A 26,044-nucleotide genomic window follows, 5' to 3' on the forward strand; every position below is an offset into this window, starting at 1 on the left:
TATTCAATTAATTAGTGTTCTAAGTTTATATTTTTCATCGTTGATGGTTATTAGATAGGAGATGGGTAGGTTTACAGCTTTTACCCATCCCTTTACATAAGCTCGATTGCTGAAGACGTCATAATCAATTTTTTCAATTGAATTTAATATTCCGCTATATAACCTTAATGATGTCCATATAGGCCACCTTGCATCTATTGATAGCCATTTGATGCCTTCTTCAGATTTCTGGAACCAATCTCTAGCTCTGGCTAATTGAAAAGCCATTAAAGCTTTCCAGTTTTCATTAATTGTTCCTTTGAATAGATCTTCTTCGGAGTAATTAAATTTTTTCAAATCCTCTAATGGCAAATAAATTCGTCCTCTCCCTCTATCTTCTCCAACATCTCTAAGAATATTGGTTAATTGATTCGCGATTCCTAGAGCTATTGCTGCTCGTGAAGTATCAGGAGGTGGCAAATTTGGATTACGGGTATAGGCAGCATCAATACCTATTACGCCTTGCGTCATTAACCCAACAGTTCCAGCGACTCGATAACAGTAAAGTTCAAGTTCTTCAAAGGTTTTATATCTGGTTGTATCTAAATCCATTCTTTGGCCTTCAATCATATCTATGTAAGGCTGAATAGACTGAGGAAATTTTTGAAGAGTATCGGCTAAGACAGCATCAAGATCATCTTGAGTATTACCAGCAAAAATATTTTTTGTTTTGTCTTCCCATTGGTTGAGTCTATCTGATAACTCATTTCGAGATTTTTTTTGAGCTTCAGTGCTGTCCATTAGCTCATCTGTTCTTCGGCACCAAACATAAATAGCCCAGATTGCTCTGCGTTTAGCAGGGGGCAGCAACATAGTACCCAGGTAGAAGGTCTTAGCCCATTGTGCAGTTTCTTTTCTGCAAGCCTCGTAGGCATCCTCTAGATTCAAAGAAGGCTGCGCCAAAATTAGAAGTTTGTAAGTTTTTTAGTTTGCATTAAGCTCTTGAGTTGAAATTTTAAATAAATTCCTGTTGTTACATTAAGACGTAGAAGAACCTATGTCAGTCGAGATTTGGATTTTTTCTGCACATATTTTTCCACTTAGGACTGCACCTTCCATGGAAGCGAGGTATTTTTGCATTGTATAATCACCAGTTAAGAAAAAGTTTCTTATTGGAGTCTTTTGGTCAGGTCTTAAATCTTGGCATCCAGGAACAGCTTTGTAGACTGATTTTGGTGTTTTTATTACTTTATATTTTCTCAATTTAGCTTGATTGTCCCCAGAGAAATGCATGGGAAAAAGTTTCTTCAATTCTTGCATTGTTGCATCAATTATTTCCTCGTCTTTACGACCGATCCAGTCTTTTGCAGGAGCAAAAACTAATTCAAGCATTGAACGATTGGGATCTTCATATTCTTTACAAGTTATGCTCATGTCGGCATAAACACTTAAAAGAGGAGATCTACTGAATAACAGGTGATCAATATTTGTAAGTTTTCGATCGAACCAAAGATGAATATTAATAACTGGGACTCCTTTCAGTCCCTCAAGTTTTCTGAAAATATCTTGAGAGGCCCATTCATTGGGCAAAATTGTTTTGAAAATATCAACGGGCATTGCGCTGACATATGCGTCTGCTTGGATTTCTTTCCCCTGAGGTTCTTTGGCACTACCTATTAAGAAATTTTCAACAGATCCATCTTCTTTTAAATTGATTTTTTTTAGTGGGCTATTTAAAAATACGTCGCCTCCTAAAGTTCTGATGTGATCCACAATTGGTTGACAAAGTCGTTCTGGTGGCGCTCCATCAAGAAATGCCATTTTTGATCCGTTTTTTTCTTGTAAGAAGCGGTTTAATGCAGTTAGCAATACTGTTGAGGAAATTTCATCAGGACCTATAAAATTAAGTGCCTTACTCATGGCTATAAAAACTTCATCATTGACTCTTTCGGGGATATTTTGTTTTTTCAGCCATTCCGTCCAAGAGTACTTATCACAATCCTCTACATAATTTTGGCCACGCAACATAGCTGGTACTAGTCCCAGTCCAAACGAAATTTTTTCTGGCCAGCTAAGCATGTCATTGTTGCTTAAAATCGCTGCCACTCCATTTATTGGAGCAGGAAGATCAGGGAAGTCGAAACGGCTATATGTGCCAGGTTCTTCTGGTTGGTTGAAAATCATGGAATGACTTTTCCATTGAAGACGATCTTCAATATCTAGTTCTTTAAAAAGCTGGAGCATATTTGGATAAGCTCCAAAAAATATATGTAATCCAGTCTCATACCAGTCACCATCATCATCTTTCCAGGCAGCAACTTTTCCGCCAAGTACGTTTCGTGCTTCATAAACAAATGGCGTATGACCAGCATCGGCTAAGTATTTTGCACATGAGAGTCCTGCCAATCCGGCTCCAGCGATTGCTACGCGCATACCTAAATAAAAGAGTATTTAACAACTTTAGTGATTAAGACCACCCAACAAGGGTTTAGGTCGTTAAATTTGCAGTATATATTTCGGTTTGTTGTTTTAAATTCATGAGCAATACTATTCTCAAATGCACAACAAGACATGTAAGAATATTTACTGCAGTTGTAGAAAATAATGATTTAATTTTTGATAATGGGCATCTGACTTTAGATATTGACCCAGATAATGAATTTTCTTGGAGCGATCAATCTATAAAAAAGGTGCAAGATTATTTTCGTGAACTAGTGGATTTTCAAGCCGATAATGAATTAAGTGATTACAGCTTGAGAAAAATAGGATCCCTGCTTGAGGATTTTATTAGAAAGTTGCTTAAAGATGGAGAGCTCAGTTATAACCCAAATAGTAGGGTGATGAACTATTCCATGGGATTACCTCGAACTCAAGAATTATTATGAATCAAGGTCCTTATAATCGAAGGCCATCATCTCGTAGAAGATCAGATTTGGCGAGAAGACAAGAAGGGAACAGATTTAATTCTAGAAAAGATTCAAATGTTAGAGACCAATATGAATCAAGAGGAAGTCGATTTCAATCGTCAGGGCCCTCAGGTGGAGGCGGAGGTGGTATAAAAATAAACTCTAATTCTATTGCCATTTTGGCTGGAGTATTGGTAATTGGCGTTGGTATAGGAAGCCTCATCACAAGCACAACTTCAGGTGGCCAGGGGAATATTGCAAGTCAGCAACAATTGGATATGGCAGTTCCGGATCCCGACTTTTGCAGGCAATACGGTGCAAGCGCCTTTGTGATCGATGTTGAAATGTATACGACCTTAAACCCTTCTACAAGCTTTGTGACACAACCTGCTCTTCAGCCAGGTTGTGTCATTAGAAGAGAAAATTGGACTGTTTTGCAAAAGCAAGGAGCCATAAATAATGAAGATGTTAGAGAATGTAAGCAAAGAATGAATACATTTGCCTATATAGGTTCAATTAGGGACCAGCCAATTGTGCGTTGCGTTTATCAAGCAGATGTTAACGAAAATAAATTTATAATTAGAGGTGCTGAAGAAGATGCTGTTGGTATAAATAAAGAGGCTATACAATTTTAATTTTGAGGATTAAATAGTGGTGAAAATGAACTAGCAAATAGAGGTAATATGTCTCGTGTGAATGCTTCTGCAGCTCTAGATGAATATCTGCCAGGATTGGTGATTACTTTCAGTTCTCTTTTGACTTCTAAATCTGCCACGATTGGTCTGTGAATACTGCCTCCGGATAATTCTCTTTCAATTGATACTACGGGGAGAAAAGCTGCTCCTAGATTTGATTGAACAGCATTTTTTATAGCTTCAAGAGAGTTTAATTCCATTTCTATATGTAACCTCTGTACGTCTAATCCTGAAGAGGACAATAGTTGATCTAGGACTTTTCTTGTGGTTGATTGATTGTCTAAGGTGATAAACCTAAGACTATATAGATCTTCTTTTGTAAGTTCTTTTGACTTTGCTAATGGATGATTAGTAGGTAAAACAAGGGCTAACTCATCTGTTGCAAAAGGAATAACTTCTAATAATTCATTTAATTCTAATGGCAGTTGGCCTCCGATAATAGCTATGTCTATCTGGCCATTAGCAACACTCCATCCTGTTCTTCTAGTGCTATGAATTTGAAGTTGAACAGAAACTTCTGGATACTTTTGTCTGAAAACTCCTATCATCCTTGGCATCAAGTAAGTACCAGTAGTTTGGCTAGCACCAATAATGATGGATCCCCCTTTGAGATTATTTAAATCTTCAACTGCTTTGCAAGTCTCTAGGCATTCTCCTAAAATTTTCTCACAATAATTTAGAAGAAGCTTTCCAGCTTCAGTTAGTTGGGCTTTTCTTCCACCTCTATCAAATATTGCAATATCTAGTTGTTTTTCAAGATTTTGCACTTGCAAACTTACAGCCGGTTGAGTCACAAAGAGACTATCTGCAGCTTTTTTGAAGCTCCCCTCATCAACGATTGCTTTGAGGATTCTTAGTTGATCAAGAGTGAATGGAATCTCGGCCATGGTGGCAGGCCTTCATGGCAGTTATTAAAATAAAATGTAGGGAAAAACAACTCGAACTGTTGATCCGGTATGGATCTAATAATTTATTAAGAGGTTTTTATACGACTAATGACACTTTCAGATACACATGGTTCGAGTTTTGTAATGATATTACTTTTATTTTGTTTTGCAGTTATTCATAGTGGTGGAGCGGCTTTAAGGGTGAAAGCAGAAAGTGTAATTGGAGCAAGAGCATGGAGATTGATTTTTGCTTTTGCAAGTATTCCTTCAGCAGTTATTTTGGTGGGCTATTTTATTGCCCATCGTTACGACGGATTTAGATTTTGGAATTTGCAAGGGGTTAGTGAGCTAATTCCATTGATTTGGATTTTGAGTGCAATTAGTTTTCTTTTCCTATACCCAGCTACATATAACCTTTTAGAAATACCAGCTGTTCTGAAACCTAAAGTTAGAATTTATGCTACTGGGATTATTAGAGTCACTCGCCATCCACAGGCAATAGGTCAAATTATTTGGTGTTTTGCGCATTTACTTTGGATAGGCACAAGTTTTACTCTTGTGACTTGCTTGGGATTGATTGCTCATCATTTATTTGCCATCTGGCATGGTGATAGAAGACTTAGCCTCAAATTCGGACAAGAATTTGAGGATGTGAAGAAAAGAACATCGGTCGTTCCATTTTTAGCTGTGTTGGATGGACGACAAAAATTACAAATAAAAGAATTTCTCAGGCCCTCTCAAATGGGCATTCTCATTGCAGTGTTTTTTTTCTGGTGGTCTCACAAATTTATTTCTGTTGGAGCGCAGAGATTTCTCTCTTTTGATTTAACTGAATTACTAGCAAGAATTGCCTAAACTTATTTCAATATGATTTAGCTGGATGCATTCGGCTGCAGATTTCGCTTGGTTAATTCCACTACTTCCTCTTTGTGGGGCAGTTTTGATTGGTTTAGGATTAATTAGTTTTAATGATCTTTTTAATCGTTCAAGAAAACCCGTTGCAATAACCCTTTTAACTTCCGTAGGTGCCTCTGCATTTATTAGCTATGCAGTTTTGGCTGAGCAACTTTCAGGTAAGCCTCCAGTTGAACACTTGTTTATATGGGCAAGTGCAGGTTCTTTTGAATTACCAATGGGATATGTAATTGATCCTTTAGCGGCAGTAATGCTTGCTCTTGTGACGACAATTGCTTTTTTGGTAATGATTTATTCCCATGGTTATATGGCACACGACCCTGGGTATGTTCGTTTTTTTACATATTTAGCCCTATTTAGCAGTTCTATGCTTGGGCTCATAGTTAGTCCAAATCTGCTTGAGATATACGTTTTTTGGGAATTGGTTGGCATGTGTTCATATTTACTAGTTGGTTTTTGGTACGACAGAGATGGTGCTGCGCATGCAGCTCAAAAGGCTTTTATTGTCAATAGAGTAGGAGACTTTGGCTTATTGCTTGGCATCTTGGGTCTTTTTTGGGCAACTGGAAGTTTTGATTTTCATGGAATTGCTGACGGTCTATCAGAGTCAGTTAGTTCTGGGACGGTGCCAATATGGGCGGCTTTGACTCTTTGTATTCTGGTTTTTATGGGACCAATGGCAAAGTCTGCTCAATTCCCTCTGCATGTTTGGTTGCCTGACGCAATGGAAGGTCCAACTCCCATATCTGCCTTAATTCATGCAGCAACAATGGTTGCAGCAGGAGTTTTTTTAGTAGCAAGGCTTGATCCTTTGTTTAGCCAATTCCCTTTCGTTGGTTTATTCATTGCAATTATTGGAACAGTAACTTGTTTCCTGGGGGCATCGATTGCTTTGACACAAATGGATTTGAAAAAAGGATTGGCTTACAGCACGGTTTCTCAACTTGGATACATGATGCTTGCGATGGGATGTGGCGCACCAGTCGCAGGAATGTTCCACCTTGTTACACACGCTTGTTTTAAGGCAATGTTATTCCTTGGCTCAGGTTCAGTTATTCATGCCATGGAGGAGGTGGTTGGTCATGAACCAATTCTTGCTCAAGATATGCGTTTAATGGGAGGCCTACGTAAAAAAATGCCTATCACAGCAATAACTTTTTTCATTGGTTGTATTGCTATTAGTGGGATCCCTCCTCTAGCAGGTTTTTGGAGTAAAGATGAAATCCTTGGTCAAGCTTTTAATAGTTTTCCAATACTTTGGTTTATTGGTTTTTTAACGGCAGGAATGACAGCTTTCTACATGTTTAGACTTTATTTTCTAACTTTTGAGGGCGAATTTCGAGGCGAAAATCAAGAGATGCAGCTTTCTTTGCTTGCTTTAGCAGGTAAAGAAAAAGATGAAGAACATGAAGAACATGAAGTTGGCAATATTCATGAATCTGCATGGCCTATGACACTTCCTTTGGCAATTCTGGCAATACCTTCTGTCTTGATTGGATTTATAGGAGTTCCTTGGAATAGCATTTTTGCAAACTTGTTAGACCCTCTTGAGGCTCTTGAAGTTGCCGAAAATTTTAGTTGGGGAGAATTTCTTCCACTTGCGACTGCCTCTGTGGCAATCTCATCGACTGGAATAGTATTGGCGGTTTTAACTTATTATTTGAAACGTCTTGATCTTGGCGTTTATTTATCCAAGAAGTACCCTCAAATTAATTCATTTCTTCAGAATAAATGGTACTTAGATGATATAAATGAGAAAATTTTCGTAAAAGGAAGTAGAAAGCTCGCCAGAGAAGTACTAGAAGTAGATGCAAAAGTAGTTGATGGAGTTGTTAATCTGACAGGATTATTAACTCTTGGTAGTGGAGAAGGACTCAAATATTTTGAAACAGGAAGAGCTCAGTTTTATGCATTGATTGTTTTTGGAGGAGTGATTGCTCTGGTCGCACTTTTTGGAGTTGTGGGAGCATAATTTACATAATTTTTTTATGTGTGTGTTTCATCCCCTATCTAGAGGGTGCGAATAATCTCATAATTTCTAAACTCAAAAAGTGGTGATTAATTTCGAGCCTTGGAATTCGCTCTCAATATCAGTTTTAACCTAGGAACAATGCTAATTCCTGAGCCAATTCTAGCCCATTTCCCTTGGTTAAGTTTATCCATATTCTTTCCCATTGTTGGGGCATTAATTGTTCCTTTTATTCCAGATAAAGGAGAAGGGAAAGAAGTTCGATGGTATGCACTAATAATTGCTTTAATTACTTTTCTAATTACTGTTGCTGCTTACTTCAAAGGCTTTGATCCAAGTCAAGAAGGCTTGCAATTGTATGAAAAAGTTAGTTGGCTCCCCGATCTTGGATTGACTTGGTCTGTTGGAGCAGATGGCTTGTCAATGCCATTGATATTGCTTACAAGTTTCATAACTTCTCTTGCAGTTTTGGCAGCATGGCCAGTTAGCTATAAACCAAAATTATTTTTCTTTTTAATTCTTGCTATGGATGGCGGCCAGATAGCTGTCTTTGCAGTTCAAGATATGTTGCTTTTCTTTCTAGCTTGGGAATTGGAGTTATTCCCGGTGTATTTATTCCTGGCAATCTGGGGCGGAAAGAAAAGGCAATATGCGGCGACAAAATTTATTATCTACACAGCAGGCAGCTCGTTATTTATTCTTCTTGCTGGTCTTGCAATGGGTTTCTTTCAAGGTGGAGGAATGCCAGATTTTGGATATACCCATTTAGCTCAGCAAAATTTTGGTAAGGGGTTTCAACTACTTTGTTATTCAGGATTACTAATAGCTTTTGGCGTCAAACTACCTATTGTTCCTCTTCATACTTGGTTGCCAGACGCCCATGGAGAGGCCACTGCTCCCGTGCATATGCTCCTGGCAGGAATACTTTTAAAGATGGGTGGATATGCTCTCCTTAGATTTAATGCACAATTACTGCCTGATGCTCATGCCCAATTTGCACCATTGTTAATTGTTCTGGGCGTAGTCAATATTATTTATGCAGCTTTAACTTCTTTTGCTCAAAGAAATTTAAAAAGGAAAATTGCATACAGCTCAATAAGTCATATGGGTTTTGTTTTGATAGGTATTGGAAGCTTTAGTTCTCTAGGAACTAGTGGTGCGATGTTGCAAATGGTTAGCCACGGTTTAATAGGAGCAAGCTTGTTTTTCCTTGTTGGTGCAACTTACGACAGAACTCACACTCTTCAATTAGATGAGATGGGTGGTATCGGCCAAAACATGAGGATTATGTTTGCTTTATGGACTGCATGCGCTTTTGCTTCTCTTGCTTTACCTGGAATGAGTGGATTTATCTCAGAATTAATGGTCTTTGTTGGGTTTGTAACTGATGAAGTTTATACACTTCCATTTAGAATTGTTGTTGCTTCATTGGCTGCAATAGGAGTCATTTTGACACCTATATATTTATTATCGATGCTTAGAGAAATTTTCTTTGGGAAAGAGAATGCGAAGTTAATATCCAAAGCAAAGTTGGTAGATGCAGAACCTAGAGAGATTTATATTATTGCTTGTTTATTAGTTCCAATTATTGGTATTGGTTTGTATCCCAAAATCATGACTGATACTTACATATCATCAATTGATGGATTGGTTAAAAGAGATTTGTTAGCTGTTGAGAGGATTAGAAGTGATCAAACAACAATTATTAGTAATTCAAATTTATCAATTGGGACTATTGAAGCCCCTCTACTTGATTGAAAATTTTTTCATCTGGCATTACATCCAGAATAGAGATAACTTGCTTTTAGACTCATATTTTTAATTGCCAGTTGATCTTTTAACTCAATCTGCAGATTCTGGCGCTAGACTTGCTATACGCTTATTGCAAGATGCTGCTCAAAGAGGAGATATTGATCCTTGGGATGTAGATGTTATTCCAGTTGTAGATGGTTTTTTGGATCAACTTAAACAGCGTATTGAAATCCCAAAAAAAATTTCACAACATTTCAGCCAAAATGGTGGAAGTTATGAGGTTGATTTAGCTCAGAGTAGTGAGGCATTTTTAGCGGCTTCTGTCTTGGTTGGTCTAAAGGCGGAGGTACTTGAGGCTGAAATGTTCTCTGTTGATATGGAAGTTGAAGAAGATTCAGAATTGGATTTTGGTGAACAGGGTTGGCTAGATGAAAGTTTTCAATTACCTGTTCGACCAGAGAGACATCTTTTCAGAAGGCCCGTTGCACCTCCTCCATTTAGAAGGCCAGTTACTCTTGGAGAATTAATAAATCAGCTTGAGACAATTGCAGAATCTTTGAAAAATGATGATTTGAATAATCGTAGAAATTTACGACAAAAAAAATTAAGCAATAGGGAGGTTATTGCTCAGGTTTCATCTCTTGCTCATAGAGAAAAATTACCCGAAACCACTGCTGCGTTAGCGATTTTTATAAATAAGTGGGAGAAAGCTTTGCACTGGGTTGATTTTGAACTATTAGTTAAGAGTTGGAAAGAAAATTCTGCCTCAAATGATTTGGATACCGATAGGGTAGGAGTTTTTTGGGCTTTATTGTTTTTATGCTCTCAGGGCAAGGTGGAGATTGATCAAAAAGGTTCTTTGTTCTCTCCCATAAGCCTAAAGAGGCTTTTGCAACCAGGAATGGTTGCGCAACTTCCCCTCGCTTCTTTAGACGTGACAGATGTCTCGCCGGCTGCTGCTTAGCTCTTTGTGGAGGCAGCATTCTATGTTGGCCTTGTTGAGATTAGGTTAAACCGCCTATGAAGGCGATGATCCTAGCTGCTGGGAAAGGAACCCGAGTTCAGCCGATCACGCATGTGATTCCAAAGCCAATGATTCCTATCCTTCAGAAACCTGTAATGGAGTTTTTGTTGGAACTCCTTAAGGAGCACGGTTTTACTGAGGTTATGGTCAATGTTTCCCATTTAGCAGAAGAAATAGAAAATTATTTTCGAGATGGACAAAGATTTGGAGTCGAAATTGCATACAGCTTTGAAGGTCGTATTGAAGACGGAGAATTAATTGGTGATGCACTTGGATCAGCGGGTGGTCTGAAAAAAATTCAAGATTTTCAAAAGTTTTTTGATGATACTTTTGTCGTCCTATGTGGAGATGCATTAATTGATTTGGATTTATCTGAAGCAGTAAAACGACATAAAGAAAAAGGTGCTTTGGCTAGTTTGATTACTAAACGTGTCTCAAAAGATCAAGTAAGCAGTTATGGCGTTGTTGTAACTGATGAAGAGGATCGAGTTAAAGCTTTTCAAGAAAAACCTTCTATAGATAATGCGCTAGGCGATACGATTAATACTGGAATTTATTTATTTGAGCCAGAAATTTTTAATTATATTCCATCTGGAAAACCCTTTGATATTGGCTCAGATTTGTTTCCAAAATTAGTAGAGGAAGGAGCACCTTTCTATGCTTTACCAATGGATTTTGAGTGGGTTGATATTGGTAAAGTACCAGATTATTGGAGAGCAATCAGGAATGTACTTAAAGGTGATGTTAGACAGGTTGAAATCCCAGGAAAGCAAGTAAGACCTGGAATCTATACTGGTTTAAATGTTGCAGCTAATTGGGATAAAATAAATGTGAAAGGACCTATATATGTTGGTGGAATGACAAGGATTGAAGATGGTGTAACTATCGTTGGTCCCTCTATGATTGGTCCAAGTTGTTGTATTTGTGAAGGCGCAACAATTGATAATTCAATAATCTTTGATTATTCATTAATTGGGCCAGGAGTTCAACTTGTGGAGAAGTTAGTCTTTGGTAGATATTGTGTTGGTAAAGAAGGAGATCACTTTGATTTACAAGAAGCTGCTTTAGATTGGTTGATAACTGATGCTAGAAGACAGGACTTAGGCGAACCATCACCTCAACAAAAAGCAATGGCTGAATTATTAGGTACTGATCTGATTGGTTCTTCTAATTAATATTTGCTCTATCTAAAATTATCGGTATTTGTTGTTCTGCTTTAACGGCCATAAGGTGAACTCCTTGAGCAATCCCTAGAAAACTTTTTACTTGGTCAGCAGCAATTGATATGCCTTCATCAATAGGGTTGGATGAACTTTCAAGTCTGGAAATAATTGATTCGGGTATGCATGCACCTGGTACTACACGATTGATGAATTGTGCATTTTTAGCAGATTTGAGCAGAAAAACTCCAGCCAAAACAGGAATTTTCATAGGCTCTGTTATTTCCCTGCAAAATCGTTCAAGTACTTTAGGGTCCATAACCATTTGAGTTTGAAGGAAATTTGCACCCGCGGTTTTTTTGAGTTCTATTCTCCTTCTTAAGCTATCAAACCCTCTGCAATTTGGATCAGCCGCAGCTCCAGCAAATAAATTAGTTGGGCCATCAGGTAATAAATCAGACACGGGATCTATTCCTTTGTTAAGTGATGTGACTTGCTTAATAAGCTCTATTGAGTTGAAGTCTTGAACTGATTTGGCTTGAGATTGGTCTCCTACTCGTACGGGATCGCCAGTTAAACAGAGGATATTTGTTATCCCTAAAGCATGTGCTCCTAGTAATTCAGCTTGTAATGCTATTCGATTTCTATCCCTACATGATAATTGTAAGACTGGTTCAAGATTTGCCTCTAAAAGCAGCTTGCATAAGGCTAGGCTACTCATTCTCATTATTGCCCTGCTGCCATCTGTAACATTAAAACCATGTACAAGGTCTTTTAATTTTATGGCTTTTGAAATAGCTGAAGCTGTATTACCTCCTCTAGGAGGCATGATTTCAGCAGTAATAGCTGACAAGCCAGATTCAAGTCGTTTTTGAAGTTTAGATTTCACATGTATTTTTTACTAGATAATTACTATCGGTGATTAAAGGCCCTAATCTAAGTAGTATTAATTAATGAGTTGTGAGTGAGGGGAATGTTTACAGGAGAGATCGCTAATTCGTCCCACATGGGACTCTCAGCTAGGGAAATGGAGATCATTGGATTAGTTGCAGATGGCCTGACTAATCAAGAGATTGCTGAAAAACTGACAATTAGCAAAAGGACTGTAGACAACCATGTCAGCAATATGTTTACTAAAACAGGTTCGAAAAACAGAGTGGCTTTGTTGAACTGGGCAATGGATCATGGAAAAATCTGCCGAGATGGGTTCAATTGTTGTTCATTGCCCGATGATGAAACAGATTCTTAATAGAACTAATTGTTGTCGCCCTCAGTAAGATCTGATAAGGGCATTAGAGAAAATTCAATTGATGAAAACTCAAATAACTTTGCATATGCGATGCAAGCTTCCTTGTCAGAACAAGTGAATCGAAGAATACCTTCTGTGTCGTAAAGACCATACAAGTTATACCTCTTGCAAAGAATGCATAAATCGCTAGAAATTATCTAACGATTATTAAGATAATCTAAAGGACAGGCTGCCTTTTTGTTTAGAGGCTTTTGATTTTTATCCTATCTTTTACTGACAATTCAGAAATTGGTGCTTTTGCAAGAGAAGCATTGCTCAATGATTTGATCCCAGTTATCTCTTTCCCACACCATGATGGGACTTGAATTTCTTCTGATTCAGAATTCAACTCAATTTCAGCAATTTTTAAATACGAATTTGACTCTTCAAAAACATCAACTACCCAATTTTTTTTATTTATTTTTAGCTGATATCGAATTTTAGTAATTTTATATTTTGACAATTGTATTAATTCAATAGCATCTTTTCTAGGAATTGAATATTCAAACTCGTAGTTTGCTAGTCCATTTAAAGAGGACTTTAATGTTATGTATCCTTTATTATTATCGATGATCCTTACTCGAGTAGCCCATTCATCTACACTTGAATTTAAGTAGGCTTGACTAACACTCTCACTTCGTATTACCTGATCTTTCCAATCTTCATTTGCAACTAAGAATCTTCTTTCAATTTCTATACCCATAACTTCTTATTGTTTATTTGGATTGTTAAGGCTACTTGCCCAATGAAGCTTTTGAGTAATTGTCTTATAATAAGAATGATTTTCATCTAAAATTATTATTGAGGTTGAGTGATTAGATTTCTTTATTAAGCATGTGTCTTCAGCTTCAATAAGACATCCACTAGATCCATCTAACCATAACTTTATTTTTTGTTTCATACCTCTTATTGGTTTAATTACTAATTGAGATTCAGGAGGTACAACTATTGGCCTACTGGCCAAGCTCATTGGGCAAATAGCACTTACTATAATTGCATCCAAGGAAGGATGAATAATGGGTCCTCCAGCGGCCATAGAGTAAGCAGTTGACCCTGTTGGAGTAGAAAAGATAAGTCCATCTCCCTTGTATCTATCTACAGCTTCACCATCTATTTCAAGGGCTAGGCTGCAAGTAGGTGCAATCTCATCTGTACAAGATCTTAAATAAAAATCATTTAAGGCAAAAAATGATTTTTTAATTGTGTTTTCATTATTGTTCTTTTCTCTAAAAACAGTTGCTTCAAGCATCATTCTTTTTTGGATATTAAATCTATTATTTGAAACTCTTTCCCAAAAAGTTTCTTGCTTTAAGATCTGACGATCGTGGGTCAAAAAGCCTAAATTCCCTCCAACATTAAAACTTAAGATAGGTATGTTTTTCGGGGATAAATATCTTGCGGCTCTTAAAACTGTTCCATCACCTCCTAGAACAATAGTGATTTCTGGTAAAACCTCAGATTTTAAAAATAATTGATTAATGTTATTAGTTTCATTACTTATTTCGGAAAATAAAACTTTTTTCCCATAACCTTCAATTATTTTTTTACAATTTAAGGTTTCTTTGTATGCAGTATCACTATCTGATCTATATAAGATCCAGATCAGATTTGTTGTCATTAAAAATATCTACCATTTAAGTAGATTAAAACTTTCCATATCAATAGTAACTCTATTTCTATACAAGGAAAGTAGTATTGCTAGTCCAACTGCCGCCTCGGCTGCGGCTACGGTAATAACAAAAATTGAAAATACTTGCCCTCTAATTACTGATCCATCTACATAGGATGAAAAACTCATAAGATTTATATTTACTGCGTTTAACATTAATTCTATGCTCATTAAAACACGAACCGCATTTCGACTATTTATTAATCCCCAAACACCAGTGCAAAAAAGGAATGCAGCAACTATGAGATAAGCCTGAAGAGGGACTGGTCCAATTGAATTTTCTAACATATTTAGTATATAAATGTTATGTATACAATTGATTTCATTTTATACTATTTTCGGAAAGAAGAGGAACTTTCCTATCACTTAAGGACTTTTGATTCTTTATATCATTCATATCAGCTCTTGGAATTGATACATCTCTTCTTGCTAATACGATTGCTCCAATCATAGCCATTAATAATAAAATCGAAGCAAGTTCAAAAGGTAATAAATAATCTGTGAATAGATGTTCACCTATTCTCTCAGTTGCTTCTTCACCAATAGAGGTTGGTCCTGGTAAGTTCCATTTGGTGGTAATGCTAACCCGCAATAATAGGATTAATAATCCACCACAAACCCCACCAGATATCAATTTTCTAGTTCTAAGACCTTTAATTGGTTTTAACTTTTCTTTATTATTAACTAACATAATTGCAAATAATATCAAAACATTTACAGCTCCTACATATACAAGAATTTGAGCTGCAGCGACAAAACTAGCATTTAGCAAAAGATATAAACCTGCTACAGCCATAAATACTCCGCCTAATAAAAATGCTGAGTAAACAATATTTTCTAATAAAACAACTGCCAAACTTCCAGAAACTATGACAGCACTAAGAATTAAAAAGCAAATTAATTCTGTTGAATAAGCGATATTCATTTGTTAGTAGAATTTAATTTATTTGGAACCATATCCGACGAATTATTCTTACCTTCTTCTTCTGATTTATCTGCTTGCAGTTCTTTTATAATCTGACTTGGTAGCTTACCTGCTCTTAGTTGGTTCGCGGGTAATTCATGAGGGTCCATTATGCCCTTTGGCAAATAAGGTAATTCTCTGAGAGGACGAACTGATGGATCTGAAGTTACGCTTGTTGGTAGTCTTCCAAGAGCAACATTATCGTAGTTAAGGCTATGTCTATCAAATGCAGACAGTTCATATTCTTCTGTCATTGATAAGCAATTTGTAGGGCAATATTCAACGCAATTTCCACAAAAAATACATGCACCAAAGTCAATTGAATAATTTCTTAATTCTTTTTTCTTGGTTTCTTTATTCATTACCCAATCAACGACTGGCAGATTGATTGGGCATACCCTTACGCAAACTTCGCATGCAATGCACTTATCAAATTCATAATGAATCCTCCCTCTATAGCGCTCAGAGGGGATTAGTTTTTCGTAAGGGTATTGAACCGTTACAGGCCTTCGACGCATGTGGTCGAATGTAACTCCTAGTCCATCAACTAAATATTTTGCTGCACTAACGGCTTCTTTAGTGTAGTCGGCAACTTTTTCAAGGAAACCAAGCATATTAAATTTGATGCCGGCGGTCTATATCTACAGTAATCATTATACAGTTTTTTTCAATTAAATGTAGGTACTTTTACTTAAAAAAACTAGCTAGTGTGTTGCTTTTCTATTATCCTCCAAATGTCATCGGAAATGCCAATTTAAGTGAAGCAGTTACAAGTAAATTGACCAAAGAAATAGGTAAAAGAAACTTCCAGCCTAAATCAAGTAGTTGATCAATCCGAACTCTTGGAGTAGTCCATCTCAATAAGATTGCTAGAAAAACCAGTAAATAAGCCTTAAGGATTGTCATTACAATTCCAAGAGACGCAGCAATAATTTGAACTAATGGATTATCAATTGAGAGACCTATAAATGATGAAAACCAATCAATTGAGATTGGAAAACCCCATCCTCCCAAGTACAGAACAGAAACAAGTAAAGCAGATAAAACAAGATTGATGTATCCAGCTAAGTAAAACAGAGCAAATTTCATGCCTGAATACTCAGTTTGATAGCCAGCTACAAGCTCTTCTTCTGCCTCTGGCAAATCAAAAGGTAGTCTCTCGCATTCAGCTAATGCACAGATCCAAAAAATAATAAAACCTACAGGTTGTCGCCATATATTCCAACTAAGGAAGCCGGCAGTATTTTGTTGCTCAACTATGTCAACAGTGCTCAATGAATTGCTCATCATAACTATGGCCAAAACTGCTAGCGCTAATGGAATTTCATAACTAATTGATTGAGCGGCAGCTCTCAGCCCACCTAGTAAAGAATATTTATTATTGGAAGAGTAGCCACTCATCAGTAAACCAATTGGTTGAATGCTACTTAGGGCAATCCACAAAAATATTCCTATACCTACATTACTAATTAACAGATTTTGACCAAAGGGAACAATTAGCCAAGATAGAATAACTGGCACTAAAACTAATATTGGACCAACTGTAAAAAGAACACTGTCAGCCCTTGCTGGAATAATGTCTTCTTTTACTAAGAGTTTCAAACCGTCTGCCATTGGCTGAAGAATACCAAGTGCACCTGCATATTCAGGCCCAATTCTTTGTTGAGCTGCTGCAGAAATTTTTCGTTCAAGCCAAACTGTTACTAATACACCAATGACAGCTGATACCAATACTAAAAGCATCGGAAGAGGGATCCATAAAAGGTGTGCTAATTCATGAGATAAACCAAGGTTTTGAACGCCTTGGGTAAAACTCATTTCAAGGTCTATGCCTGAATTCACTTCTTACATATGTTCTATTAACAAGGTTAGTGTAATTTTGAATTAATTTTAAATTCGAAAAATAAATTTCAAATTATCTGCTTTCAAGAGGCTTCCAATTTCTCATTTTTGCTCCTTCATAAATTTGTGATGGTCTGAAAATTCTATTTGCTCCAAGTTGTTCTCTCCAGTGAGCCAACCAACCAGCAACTCTGGAAATAGCAAAAACTGGTGTAAATAAATCTCGAGGAATACCAAGCTTTCGATAAACCAGTCCAGAATAAAAGTCAACATTTGGGAATATACCTTTTGGCCCCAGCTTGGAAATAGCCTCTTCTTCAAGTGCTTTGGCTACTTCATACATTTCATCTTTACCAAATTCCGAGAAAAGTTCCTCTGCGAAGGCTTGTAAAATTGTTGCTCTAGGGTCTTTGACACGATACTCCCTGTGTCCAAAGCCCATGATTTTCCTTTTTTTTGCAATTGCATCATTGAGAAATGAAGAGACTTCATCAGGTCTTCCAATTTCTTCTAGCATTGCTATCACATCTTCATTGGCCCCTCCATGAAGAGGACCGGCTAATGTCCCAACGGCAGAAGCGACGACGGCATAAGGATCAGTCAATGTGCTTGCAGTTACTCTTGCGCTAAACGTACTTGCATTGAGACTGTGCTCGGCATGAAGAATTAAACATCTGTCGAAAACTCTTGCTGCAAGAGGATTTGGCTCCCTCTCGGTGAGCATATAAAGGAAATTGGAAGAGTAAGGCAAATCATCTTGAGGTTGAATTGGATCGTCTCCTTTTCTTATTTGCTCGAAAGCAGCAACCATAGTTGGAATTTTTGCAATCAACCTCACTACTGCGTCGTAGATATATTTTGGATCATCAATTGCTCTTCGAGAATAAAAGAGGCCCAAAGATGCAGCACTTGCTTGAAGAGCATCCATAGGATGCCCAGACTCTGGAAAACACTTGAGCATATCTCTAATTCTAAAGCTCACTCGTCTATGCATTTGAACGTCCTTTTCAAATTTCTCAAGCTCATTTTCAGTGGGAAGTTCTCCCCAGATCAAGAGAAATGCAGTTTCTAAAAAACTACTTTTTTGGGCTAGCTCAGATATTGGATAACCTCTGTAGCTAAGCCTTCCTTCTGTTCCATTTATTTCGCATATCCCTGAGTTGGTTACTGGAACCCCTTCCAAGCCTGGCTTTAGAACCAAATTAGTTGTCTTTTTTTCGTTATCTATGGCTTTAGCTCCTGCAAAACAATTTTCTGTTCAATTGAAAAATTTTCAACTTGAACTTTATTTTATAGAATTAAACTATATTTTTAATATAGCACTTTAAACTTTTTATCAACTTGTTTTTAAGTTGATTTTAACTTTAATGAAGTCTGGATAATTAATTGTAGGTACTGCAATGGCTATATCAATATCCTGAGGAGGATTTAGTGTGTTTCCTAACATAGTTTTCAATAAGATATATGGATAGAAACTATTTAAAATTGCTTTAGTTTTTTCTTTCCCTAAATGAATTTTTAGGACATCATCAAAATCATTAAATTCATTTGTATTCTGTTCATTATCTGAATAATTTTTTAGGTAGTTTGTATTATCAAAATTTGATATAGAAGATAAGTTTTGACTCCAAATGTAAGTCTTGTCATCTTCTTCGACAATTGCCTCAATGTTATCTTTTAGCTCATATGTATTATTTTCATTTGTACTTATTTTTGACCAAATTTCTAGCTTTCTGCTTTTAAAATCTATATTTGAATTCAAAAAATTCTCTTTTTTTAGAATATCATCTATCTCTGTCTTTTTCGTATCAGATTTCCTAGTTAAAATCAACCAGTCTTTATCATTTATCCAAATCAAATTTCCTTGAGAGTTTTCAAGAATTATTTTTAAGAGCTCAGAATAATCTGAGGTTGTTGATTCTTTGATAATAGAGGCTATTAGCTTTTGATATGGATGGAATGAATCTTTCTGAAAATACTGCTTGGGATTGTCAACTAATATATAATTCTCAGGCAATTCAGATTCCTTTTTTATATCAATTAAATTAGAATTAATATCTTTAACTGGCATTTTAGTTTTAACATTGTAAGCTAATATTCCTTCTAAGTTTAATTTATTTTTATCTACATTTACAGAAGATAGTAAATTATCTACCTTATTTATATTCAATAAATCTTCTTCTTGACCAATAAGATTTAAAATCTTTTTTGGAGACATTTCTAATAATAATAATCCGTCTTTAAGATTATCCTTTAATTGAATATTCTTATACATTTTTTTTGTATTTATTATATTGCTATCTAATTTTTCTATTGAAGATTGTATGATATTAGGATTGGATGATATTAAAAGATTATCTTCATCATTTGCAAAGTAGATTGAGTTGTTTGAATTAATTTGTTTTGAAATTATTTCTGTTTTTGAGGTGCTGATTTTATTGCTTTGATTAGTACTCTCATCAACAACTTTTGATCCTAAAATAGATTCTAATTCGTGTTTAATATTTACATCTTCTTTTATTGCTAAAACCATCAACCAATCATTTATAGTTTTTTTGTTTGAATCAAATACTGCAAAGCTCCCATAATCTCCTACCCATTTTGAGATGTCTTTTGCAAAATTAAAGCCAATTAATTGAAAAGAGGAATCTCTAATAAAACTTACTTTTTTGTTTATGGCGTGTTTACTAACTTTATCTTGATAATTTTCGATGTACTTTGGAAGTAAGCCTGGATTCAGTTTCCAGTGGAATACGAGATCAGTATTCTTTGGTATATATTTTGAGGAAACCGGAGCATTGAATGATTCTTCATTGAACTTAGGGATTTGCGTAAGATGCTTATTGCGCCAAATAAATATCCCAGTCAAAATTGATAAAATTACTATTGCAGATATTAAAAAATAAGATTGAAGTGATTTCATTTGTCATTATTTGAGCGTTTGTATCCTTTTTGAGCTTTGATAATAGAAAGTTTAATCTTTACTTAGAATCACAAATATGAACCAGAATATTCCTTTAAATATATCTCCAAAAGAGTTAAATAAAATCTTAGAAGATGATTCTTCTGAAAAACCATTTATTGTAGATGTGAGGGAGGATAATGAAATTGCTATTGCCTCATTTTCATTCTCAGTATTACATCTACCTTTGAGCAAGGCTGCAAACTGGTCAGACAAAATAGTTGAACTGTTGCCGAAGGATCAGCCTGTTGTCGTTATTTGCCATGCGGGTGTGAGAAGTCTGAATTTTGGTATTTGGCTTCTAGAACAAGGAATAGCTAAAAGTGTTTGGAATCTTGTCGGAGGAATAGATGCTTGGAGCACAGATGTCGATCAATCTGTTCCAAGGTATTAATAAGCTGTTATTTTATATTTCTGATCCTAGTTTTTCAGCAACAGTATTCACGTCTTTATCCCCTCTGCCAGAGCAGTTAATGACAATTTCAGAATTATGATTGAGAGTTGGGCAAAGTTTTTCTAGATAGGCAAATGCATGAGCAGTCTCTAGAGCAGGAATAATACCTTCCAATTTACTAACTAATTGCAGCGCTTCTATGGCTTCAGTGTCAGTAACAGCAGCATATTCAGCACGTCCAATTTCTTTTAAGTAACTATGCTCCGGCCCAACCCCTGGATAATCAAGACCTGCGCTAATGGAATGCGCCTCCTCAACTTGCCCATCTTTGTCTTGTAGTAAGAGACTCATCGCGCCGTGGAGAACTCCTATTCTTCCTTCAGTAATTGTCGCTGCATGGCGACCTGTTTCGACTCCATCTCCCGCAGCTTCAACTCCAATCATTCTTACACTTTTGTCTTCAACAAAAGAATGGAAAAGACCCATCGCATTCGATCCCCCACCAACACAAGCAAGAAGAACATCTGGAGACCGCCCAAAAGCTTGTTTACATTGTTGCTTTGTTTCTTCTCCAATAACTGCGTGAAAATCTCTGACCAACATTGGATATGGATGTGGGCCTGCAACTGAACCGAGAATATAATGAGTCGTTTCAACATTAGTAACCCAATCCCGAATAGCTTCGCTGGTTGCATCTTTGAGTGTTGCTGTTCCACTTGTTACTGGCCTCACTGAGGCTCCAAGCAATTGCATTCGGAATACGTTTAAGGCTTGTCTTCTCATATCTTCTTTGCCCATATAGATAATGCACTCCAATCCAAAACGAGCGCAGACTGTCGCAGTTGCAACTCCATGCTGACCAGCTCCAGTTTCAGCAATAATTCTTTTTTTTCCCATCCGAATCGCAAGAAGAGCTTGCCCAAGTGCATTATTTATTTTGTGTGCGCCTGTGTGATTTAAATCTTCTCTTTTAAGCCAAATCCTTGGACCTTTTAATGTATTTTTTCTGTAATGTTCAGTTAGTCTTGTGGCTTCATAAAGAGGAGTTGATCTTCCTACGTATGTTTTTAGTAAATGATTTAGTTCTGAATTGAATGAAGAATCTTTCCATGCTTCTTTAGCAGCTTGCTCTAATTCAATAAGAGCAGGTATTAAAGTTTCAGGAACATATTGCCCCCCATACTTACCAAATCGACCAAGAGTATTTGGCCTTGTTAAAGGAGATAAATCCGAATCTTTAAATTGTGTTGGGAGTGTACCTGTCACCTTAGATTAAGAAAATAATTACCAGCCAAAAAGCAAAAAATGTCCAAAGGCGGCTGGAGTGAGTTTAATGACCCTCTTAAGACAATAGGGAGTAACACTCAAAATAGTGTTACTCCTAAAGGAAAGCGACAAGTTCGTTTAGAAAGAACTCGATCTGGAAAAAAAGGAAAACTTGTTACTGTCATCAAAGGACTTGAATTAGAGCAAGTAGAGGCAAAAAAAATTCTTAAGAATTTAAAAATAGCTTGCGGAACAGGTGGGGCTGTTAAAGGTGATTTTTTAGAGTTACAAGGAGATCAAATATCAAAAGCTCAGAATTTTCTTTTAAAGGAGGGTTTTAGGCCAAAACAAAGTGGAGGTTAACAATAAACTGTGTCGATCAACATGGAGAATAGTAAACAATTAGTCTGCATTCATGGAACAAAACTCTAAAAGTCCTCTATCAAAAGCCACCAATATAGTTTGGCACCAATCTTCAATTGATAGAGAAGCTAGATTTCAGCAAAGAGGACATCGCAGCGCAATACTTTGGTTTACAGGTCTATCTGGTTCTGGAAAAAGCACATTAGCCAATGCAGTAAATGTAGCTCTACACAAAGATGGTTATTCAACTTATGTTTTAGATGGTGACAATATCAGACATGGTTTATGCAAAGACTTGGGATTTTCTGATCTTGATAGGGAAGAAAATATCAGAAGAATTGGCGAAGTCTCTAAACTATTTCTTGACGCTGGAATCATTGTTTTAACTGCATTCGTATCTCCATTTAGAGTCGATCGCGATAATGCAAGATCTTTAGTTGGAGAGAATGATTTTATAGAAATATATTGTTCAGCTGATCTAGGGGTTTGTGAAACAAGAGATACAAAAGGGCTTTATGCCAAGGCAAGAAACGGAGACATCAAAGATTTTACTGGAATCTCAAGTCCTTATGAAGAACCTGAGTCTCCAGAATTGAAAATTGATACTGGAAATCTTGAGATTGATCAATGTGTAGATATAGTTACTAATTTGCTTGTTGAAAGAAAGATTATTTCAAAAATTTCTAAGTAAATTAGTATGTTAATGGAAAAATAATTACATTTTTTCTAGATAAGTTATGGCTCCAATCTCTTTAAGTGTGTGATCTTTTTTAACCACAAGGTCGTGCAGCTCACATCTGTAGGCGTTTAATTTATTTTTTAATTCAGTATTGTTGATGGCTAAAATTTGAGTTGCCAAAAGGCCAGCATTTAGGCCCCCTTCTATGGCAACTGTTGCTACGGGGATGCCTGAGGGCATTTGCAAGATTGAATACATAGAATCTATCCCTGAAAGTGCCTTGCTCTTGACGGGAACGCCTATGACAGGAAGGGTTGTAAGAGATGCGATCATTCCTGGTAGATGAGCAGCCCCGCCAGCCCCAGCAATTATCACTCCAAAACCATTTGATTCTGCCATTTGAGCAAAATCCATCATTTCTTTTGGAGTCCTATGAGCAGACAGAATCCTTACTTCATTAGATATTCCAAATTGATCTAGAATTGCCACCGCAGGCTTAAGAGTTTTAAGATCTGAATCACTACCCATTACTACAGCTACTTGCTTAAATGTATTAGCTTCAGTTAAAGACAATTGTCAATTCTATAAATCTCATTTTTATAATGCCAATTATTTAAGAATTCTGCATTAATTATTTTTAGTTTTTAAGAAATGAGAAAAATTACAAACATTAAAGTACCTCAACCAGAGAAAAGCGAAGATGAAAAGAATTTATTTTCACTAGTTTTAGATGAACATGGAATTATTCTTTCTATTGATAAAACTTGCAAGAGGGAATCAAGTTATGATGAAGATTGGCATGGAGATTGGCTAAGTCCTAGGGCGATTGATCTTCAAATGAATGGAGGTTTAGGGATCTCATTTACAGATTTAAATTTTAATAAAATACCTAAATTATTAACATTGCTTGATCAACTTTGGCTAGATGGAGTTGAAGGAATTTGTCCAACTTTTGTTAGTTGTTCTCTAGATCAATTTCAATTAGGAATGGAGGTCTTAAAGGAAACGAAAAAATATACTTCAACAAATCGATGTCGACTACTTGGCGCCCATATGGAAGGACCTTTTTTATGTGAGACATATTCTGGAGCACATGACACAGGAAGTATTTGTAGACCTAGTATTTCTGCCTTAAATGAGAGAATAAAGGGATTTGAGGACGACATAGCACTAATGACATTGGCTCCAGAATTAAAAGGTTCTTTGGATGTAATTTCTCGTCTAAGAGAATTAAATATCGTTGTCTCACTGGGACATTCTTCAGCTGATTTTGATTCAGCCATAAAAGCTTTTAATAATGGTGTGAGCATGATTACGCATACTTTTAATGCAATGAAAGGTTTACATCATCGAGCTATTGGACCTATAGGAGCGGCTGCAAGAAGAGACGATATTTTCCTAGGATTGATAGGTGATGGTGTTCATGTTCATTCAGATATGATTAGGCTTTTAAAGATACTTGCACCAAAGCAAATTGTTTTAGTTAGCGATGCAATATCAGCTTATGGTTTAGGAGATGGATCGTTTAATTGGGATAAACGCTTGATAACAGTAGAAAATGGTTTATGCAGACTTCCAAATGAAACAATTGCAGGATCCACTTTGCCTTTACTTGACGCATGCAAAAAAATAGCAAATTGGATTAATGATCCCTCTGCTGCTATTTGGATGGCAACACTTGCTCCACGTATGGTATTAAGTCAGAACAAAATGACTGCAAAATCTTTTTTTATTGGAAAAAATATTAAGTCTTTACTTAGATGGAAAATGAATTCTTGTAATCATCAGTTGTCTTGGCAGTTGGCTGCGTAAGATCGTTAAGAGGTAATTATCTGATTAAATGACAACGCAAATTGAGAAAAATGAAAAGGCGGAAGTCACTGAATATTTTAATGGGACTGGGTTTGATAGATGGAATCGAATATATAGCGAAAGTGATGATGTAAATAAAGTGCAAAAAAATATAAGGATAGGTCACCAAAAGACAGTTGATGATGTCATTAGTTGGTTGAAAGAGTATGACAATATCAAGGATAAAAGTTTTTGTGATGCTGGCTGTGGTGTTGGTAGTTTAAGTATTCCATTGGCAAAATTGGGTGCTAAATCAATTCATTTAAGTGATATTTCTGAAGCCATGATAAACGAGACAAAAAGTAGGGCAAAGGAAGAAGGTTTGGACTTCAATAAGCTGAATTTTCGAACATCTGATTTAGAAAATTTAAAAGGTTCATTTAATACAGTTATTTGCTTAGATGTTTTCATTCACTACCCTCAACAGGAGGCTGAGGCAATGGTGAAACATCTATGTGAATTATCTGATGAGAGATTAATTGTTAGCTTTGCACCATATACTCCTTTACTAGCCCTTTTAAAAGGTATTGGTCAGCTATTCCCTGGACCAAGTAAAACTACTAGGGCATATACATTAAGGGAGTCCGGAATTATCGAAGCTGCAAAGCAATCTGGCTTTAAAGTTGTCAAAAGCAAGTTGAATCAAGCTCCTTTTTATTTTTCGAAATTAATAGAATTTGTGAAATCCTAGAGAACTAAAATTTTAATTTTTCAAAAAATATTTAGGTAACTAAATGATTTTCAAGTGCATATCTAACTAGTTCTGTTCTACTGGAAGTACCGGTTTTAATAAATAATCGACTCACATATTTCTCTACATTGCGGATAGAAGTCTCAAGTTGTCTTGCAATTTCTTTGTTCATTAAACCTTCCGCTACTAGTTGCAAAACGCTTGCCTCTCTTGGGGTGAAATTAGGAATCGAATCATCTTTGCGTGAGTGGTTTTTATCCCCATGGCTAAGCATTGATTTTATTTCTGTAATCTGTTTTGCCATTTGGCCAACATCAGCATTAGCAAATCTGGCTGCTTCAGTTAATAGTCGCTCTTGCCGCTGAACTACATTCTTAACTCTTGCAACTAGCTCATCTGGATCAAATGGTTTTGGCATGTAATCGTCTACACCCGCTTGATAACCCTGAGTCCTATCAGCAGTCATACCTTTAGCAGTAAGGAAAATGACAGGTGTACCTCCAAGTCTTTCATCTTCTCTAATTTTTTTTAAAAGCCCATAACCATCACATCTAGGCATCATGACGTCACTGATAATTACATCAGGGATCATTTTTTGAGCTTTTTCCCATCCCTCTTCTCCATCGACAGCGGTTGTAACTTGAAATCCTTCATCTTCAAGATAGGCCTGAACAGCAGTTCTTAAACCGGGTTCGTCATCGACAAGTAATATCCTTGGAGTTTGAGAAACTTCTTGTGTTGATGGATTGGGGTCACTCATAAAATTGGACTTCTAGAGCTTTCAGGGG

28 protein-coding genes are annotated in these 26,044 nt (G+C 36.4%); 13 read left to right on the plus strand and 15 right to left on the minus strand.

The features are described 5' to 3' along the window. Window positions 1-3: 3 nt before the first annotated feature. Together PMN2A_RS00945 and pds are read right to left on the minus strand one after the other, a co-directional pair. Window positions 4-942: a phytoene synthase gene (locus tag PMN2A_RS00945; protein WP_011294142.1), complete on the minus strand. Its 939-nt coding sequence runs from the start codon at window positions 940-942 to the stop codon at window positions 4-6. A gap of 75 nt (window positions 943-1,017) precedes the next feature. Then, window positions 1,018-2,412 carry a 15-cis-phytoene desaturase gene (gene pds, locus PMN2A_RS00950; protein ID WP_011294143.1) on the minus strand — a complete coding sequence of 465 codons (1,395 nt, stop codon included), beginning with the start codon at window positions 2,410-2,412 and terminating at the stop codon, window positions 1,018-1,020. Window positions 2,413-2,516: 104 nt separating this feature from the next. On the opposite strand from pds, the gene PMN2A_RS00955 reads away from it, so the two are divergent. Both PMN2A_RS00955 and PMN2A_RS00960 read left to right on the plus strand, forming a co-directional pair. Continuing rightward, window positions 2,517-2,864, plus strand: coding sequence for an NAD(P)H-quinone oxidoreductase subunit M (locus tag PMN2A_RS00955; protein WP_011294144.1), 348 nt, complete (start codon window positions 2,517-2,519; stop codon window positions 2,862-2,864). Continuing rightward, entirely contained in the window at window positions 2,861-3,520 is a 660-nt protein-coding gene (locus tag PMN2A_RS00960; RefSeq protein WP_011294145.1) for a DUF3172 domain-containing protein, read from the plus strand. The genes PMN2A_RS00955 and PMN2A_RS00960 overlap by 4 nt, the downstream gene beginning before the upstream one ends. Here PMN2A_RS00960 and PMN2A_RS00965 read toward each other — a convergent pair. Beyond that, window positions 3,517-4,467 carry a LysR family transcriptional regulator gene (locus tag PMN2A_RS00965; protein WP_011294146.1) on the minus strand — a complete coding sequence of 317 codons (951 nt, stop codon included), beginning with the start codon at window positions 4,465-4,467 and terminating at the stop codon, window positions 3,517-3,519. The two genes, PMN2A_RS00960 and PMN2A_RS00965, sit on opposite strands and share 4 nt — an antisense overlap. 108 nt (window positions 4,468-4,575) lie before the next feature. Here PMN2A_RS00965 and PMN2A_RS00970 point away from each other — a divergent pair, with 108 nt between their 5' ends. The 5 genes from PMN2A_RS00970 (at window position 4,576) to PMN2A_RS00990 (ending at window position 11,302) form a co-directional block, all read left to right on the plus strand. Next, window positions 4,576-5,322 (plus strand): NnrU family protein, encoded by a 747-nt coding sequence (locus tag PMN2A_RS00970; RefSeq protein ID WP_011294147.1) that lies wholly within the window; start codon window positions 4,576-4,578, stop codon window positions 5,320-5,322. Window positions 5,323-5,347: 25 nt separating this feature from the next. Next, on the plus strand, window positions 5,348-7,354 hold the full coding sequence (locus PMN2A_RS00975; protein WP_011294148.1) for an NAD(P)H-quinone oxidoreductase subunit 5: 2,007 nt from the start codon (window positions 5,348-5,350) through the stop codon (window positions 7,352-7,354). Window positions 7,355-7,492: 138 nt separating this feature from the next. Continuing rightward, the gene (locus tag PMN2A_RS00980; RefSeq protein ID WP_011294149.1) at window positions 7,493-9,109 is read left to right on the plus strand and encodes an NAD(P)H-quinone oxidoreductase subunit 4; all 1,617 of its coding nucleotides are present in this window, start codon (window positions 7,493-7,495) and stop codon (window positions 9,107-9,109) included. 64 nt (window positions 9,110-9,173) lie between these two features. Continuing rightward, window positions 9,174-10,067, plus strand: a complete 894-nt coding sequence (locus PMN2A_RS00985; RefSeq protein WP_011294150.1) for a segregation/condensation protein A — start codon at window positions 9,174-9,176, stop codon at window positions 10,065-10,067. A gap of 56 nt (window positions 10,068-10,123) precedes the next feature. Continuing rightward, window positions 10,124-11,302 (plus strand): nucleotidyltransferase family protein, encoded by a 1,179-nt coding sequence (locus tag PMN2A_RS00990; protein ID WP_011294151.1) that lies wholly within the window; start codon window positions 10,124-10,126, stop codon window positions 11,300-11,302. On the opposite strand, the gene PMN2A_RS00995 is transcribed toward PMN2A_RS00990, so the two are convergent. After that, window positions 11,295-12,176 (minus strand): methylenetetrahydrofolate reductase, encoded by an 882-nt coding sequence (locus PMN2A_RS00995; protein ID WP_011294152.1) that lies wholly within the window; start codon window positions 12,174-12,176, stop codon window positions 11,295-11,297. The two genes, PMN2A_RS00990 and PMN2A_RS00995, sit on opposite strands and share 8 nt — an antisense overlap. 84 nt (window positions 12,177-12,260) lie before the next feature. Here PMN2A_RS00995 and PMN2A_RS01000 point away from each other — a divergent pair, with 84 nt between their 5' ends. Continuing rightward, a complete protein-coding gene (locus PMN2A_RS01000; protein WP_011294153.1) occupies window positions 12,261-12,536 on the plus strand; it encodes a helix-turn-helix domain-containing protein in 276 nt (91 codons plus the stop codon). Between the two features lie 241 nt (window positions 12,537-12,777). Here PMN2A_RS01000 and PMN2A_RS01005 read toward each other — a convergent pair whose 3' ends face one another. The 8 genes from PMN2A_RS01005 to PMN2A_RS01040 all read right to left on the minus strand — a co-directional run bounded on the left by PMN2A_RS01005 (window position 12,778) and on the right by PMN2A_RS01040 (window position 19,973). Continuing rightward, a complete protein-coding gene (locus PMN2A_RS01005) occupies window positions 12,778-13,278 on the minus strand; it encodes a CYTH domain-containing protein (RefSeq protein WP_011294155.1) in 501 nt (166 codons plus the stop codon). Between the two features lie 6 nt (window positions 13,279-13,284). Next, on the minus strand, window positions 13,285-14,193 hold the full coding sequence (locus PMN2A_RS01010) for an NAD(+) kinase (protein WP_011294156.1): 909 nt from the start codon (window positions 14,191-14,193) through the stop codon (window positions 13,285-13,287). Between the two features lie 9 nt (window positions 14,194-14,202). Next, on the minus strand, window positions 14,203-14,532 hold the full coding sequence (gene nuoK, locus PMN2A_RS01015; RefSeq protein WP_011294157.1) for an NADH-quinone oxidoreductase subunit NuoK: 330 nt from the start codon (window positions 14,530-14,532) through the stop codon (window positions 14,203-14,205). A 34-nt stretch (window positions 14,533-14,566) separates the two neighbouring features. Further along, a complete protein-coding gene (locus PMN2A_RS01020) occupies window positions 14,567-15,169 on the minus strand; it encodes an NADH-quinone oxidoreductase subunit J (RefSeq protein WP_011294158.1) in 603 nt (200 codons plus the stop codon). After that, entirely contained in the window at window positions 15,166-15,822 is a 657-nt protein-coding gene (gene ndhI / locus PMN2A_RS01025; RefSeq protein WP_011294159.1) for an NAD(P)H-quinone oxidoreductase subunit I, read from the minus strand. The genes PMN2A_RS01020 and ndhI overlap by 4 nt, the downstream gene beginning before the upstream one ends. Before the next feature lie 109 nt (window positions 15,823-15,931). Continuing rightward, window positions 15,932-17,050, minus strand: coding sequence for an NADH-quinone oxidoreductase subunit NuoH (gene nuoH, locus PMN2A_RS01030; RefSeq protein WP_011294160.1), 1,119 nt, complete (start codon window positions 17,048-17,050; stop codon window positions 15,932-15,934). 73 nt (window positions 17,051-17,123) lie between these two features. Further along, window positions 17,124-18,251: a citrate synthase gene (locus PMN2A_RS01035; protein WP_011294161.1), complete on the minus strand. Its 1,128-nt coding sequence runs from the start codon at window positions 18,249-18,251 to the stop codon at window positions 17,124-17,126. 135 nt (window positions 18,252-18,386) lie between these two features. Then, a complete protein-coding gene (locus PMN2A_RS01040; RefSeq protein ID WP_011294162.1) occupies window positions 18,387-19,973 on the minus strand; it encodes a DUF3352 domain-containing protein in 1,587 nt (528 codons plus the stop codon). 76 nt (window positions 19,974-20,049) lie between these two features. Between PMN2A_RS01040 and PMN2A_RS01045 the strand changes: the two genes are divergently transcribed. Continuing rightward, entirely contained in the window at window positions 20,050-20,406 is a 357-nt protein-coding gene (locus tag PMN2A_RS01045) for a rhodanese-like domain-containing protein (RefSeq protein ID WP_011294163.1), read from the plus strand. Between the two features lie 12 nt (window positions 20,407-20,418). Here PMN2A_RS01045 and trpB read toward each other — a convergent pair whose 3' ends face one another. After that, the gene (trpB, locus tag PMN2A_RS01050; RefSeq protein ID WP_011294164.1) at window positions 20,419-21,672 is read right to left on the minus strand and encodes a tryptophan synthase subunit beta; all 1,254 of its coding nucleotides are present in this window, start codon (window positions 21,670-21,672) and stop codon (window positions 20,419-20,421) included. A gap of 39 nt (window positions 21,673-21,711) precedes the next feature. Between trpB and PMN2A_RS01055 the strand changes: the two genes are divergently transcribed. Next, a complete protein-coding gene (locus PMN2A_RS01055; RefSeq protein WP_011294165.1) occupies window positions 21,712-22,035 on the plus strand; it encodes a translation initiation factor in 324 nt (107 codons plus the stop codon). A gap of 52 nt (window positions 22,036-22,087) precedes the next feature. Beyond that, window positions 22,088-22,726, plus strand: a complete 639-nt coding sequence (gene cysC, locus PMN2A_RS01060) for an adenylyl-sulfate kinase (protein ID WP_011294166.1) — start codon at window positions 22,088-22,090, stop codon at window positions 22,724-22,726. Between the two features lie 24 nt (window positions 22,727-22,750). On the opposite strand, the gene purE is transcribed toward cysC, so the two are convergent. Further along, window positions 22,751-23,287 (minus strand): 5-(carboxyamino)imidazole ribonucleotide mutase, encoded by a 537-nt coding sequence (purE, locus tag PMN2A_RS01065; RefSeq protein ID WP_011294167.1) that lies wholly within the window; start codon window positions 23,285-23,287, stop codon window positions 22,751-22,753. Between the two features lie 78 nt (window positions 23,288-23,365). Between purE and PMN2A_RS01070 the strand changes: the two genes are divergently transcribed. Together PMN2A_RS01070 and bchM are read left to right on the plus strand one after the other, a co-directional pair. Continuing rightward, the gene (locus tag PMN2A_RS01070; protein ID WP_011294168.1) at window positions 23,366-24,526 is read left to right on the plus strand and encodes an N-acetylglucosamine-6-phosphate deacetylase; all 1,161 of its coding nucleotides are present in this window, start codon (window positions 23,366-23,368) and stop codon (window positions 24,524-24,526) included. A gap of 28 nt (window positions 24,527-24,554) precedes the next feature. After that, a complete protein-coding gene (gene bchM, locus PMN2A_RS01075; RefSeq protein WP_011294169.1) occupies window positions 24,555-25,256 on the plus strand; it encodes a magnesium protoporphyrin IX methyltransferase in 702 nt (233 codons plus the stop codon). Window positions 25,257-25,287: 31 nt separating this feature from the next. Here the strand turns inward: bchM and PMN2A_RS01080 are convergent, their stop codons facing one another. Further along, window positions 25,288-26,016: a response regulator transcription factor gene (locus PMN2A_RS01080; RefSeq protein ID WP_011294170.1), complete on the minus strand. Its 729-nt coding sequence runs from the start codon at window positions 26,014-26,016 to the stop codon at window positions 25,288-25,290. Window positions 26,017-26,044: the final 28 nt, after the last annotated feature.

It is taken from the genome of Prochlorococcus marinus str. NATL2A (assembly GCF_000012465.1).
Taxonomy (GTDB): domain Bacteria; phylum Cyanobacteriota; class Cyanobacteriia; order PCC-6307; family Cyanobiaceae; genus Prochlorococcus_B; species Prochlorococcus_B marinus_B.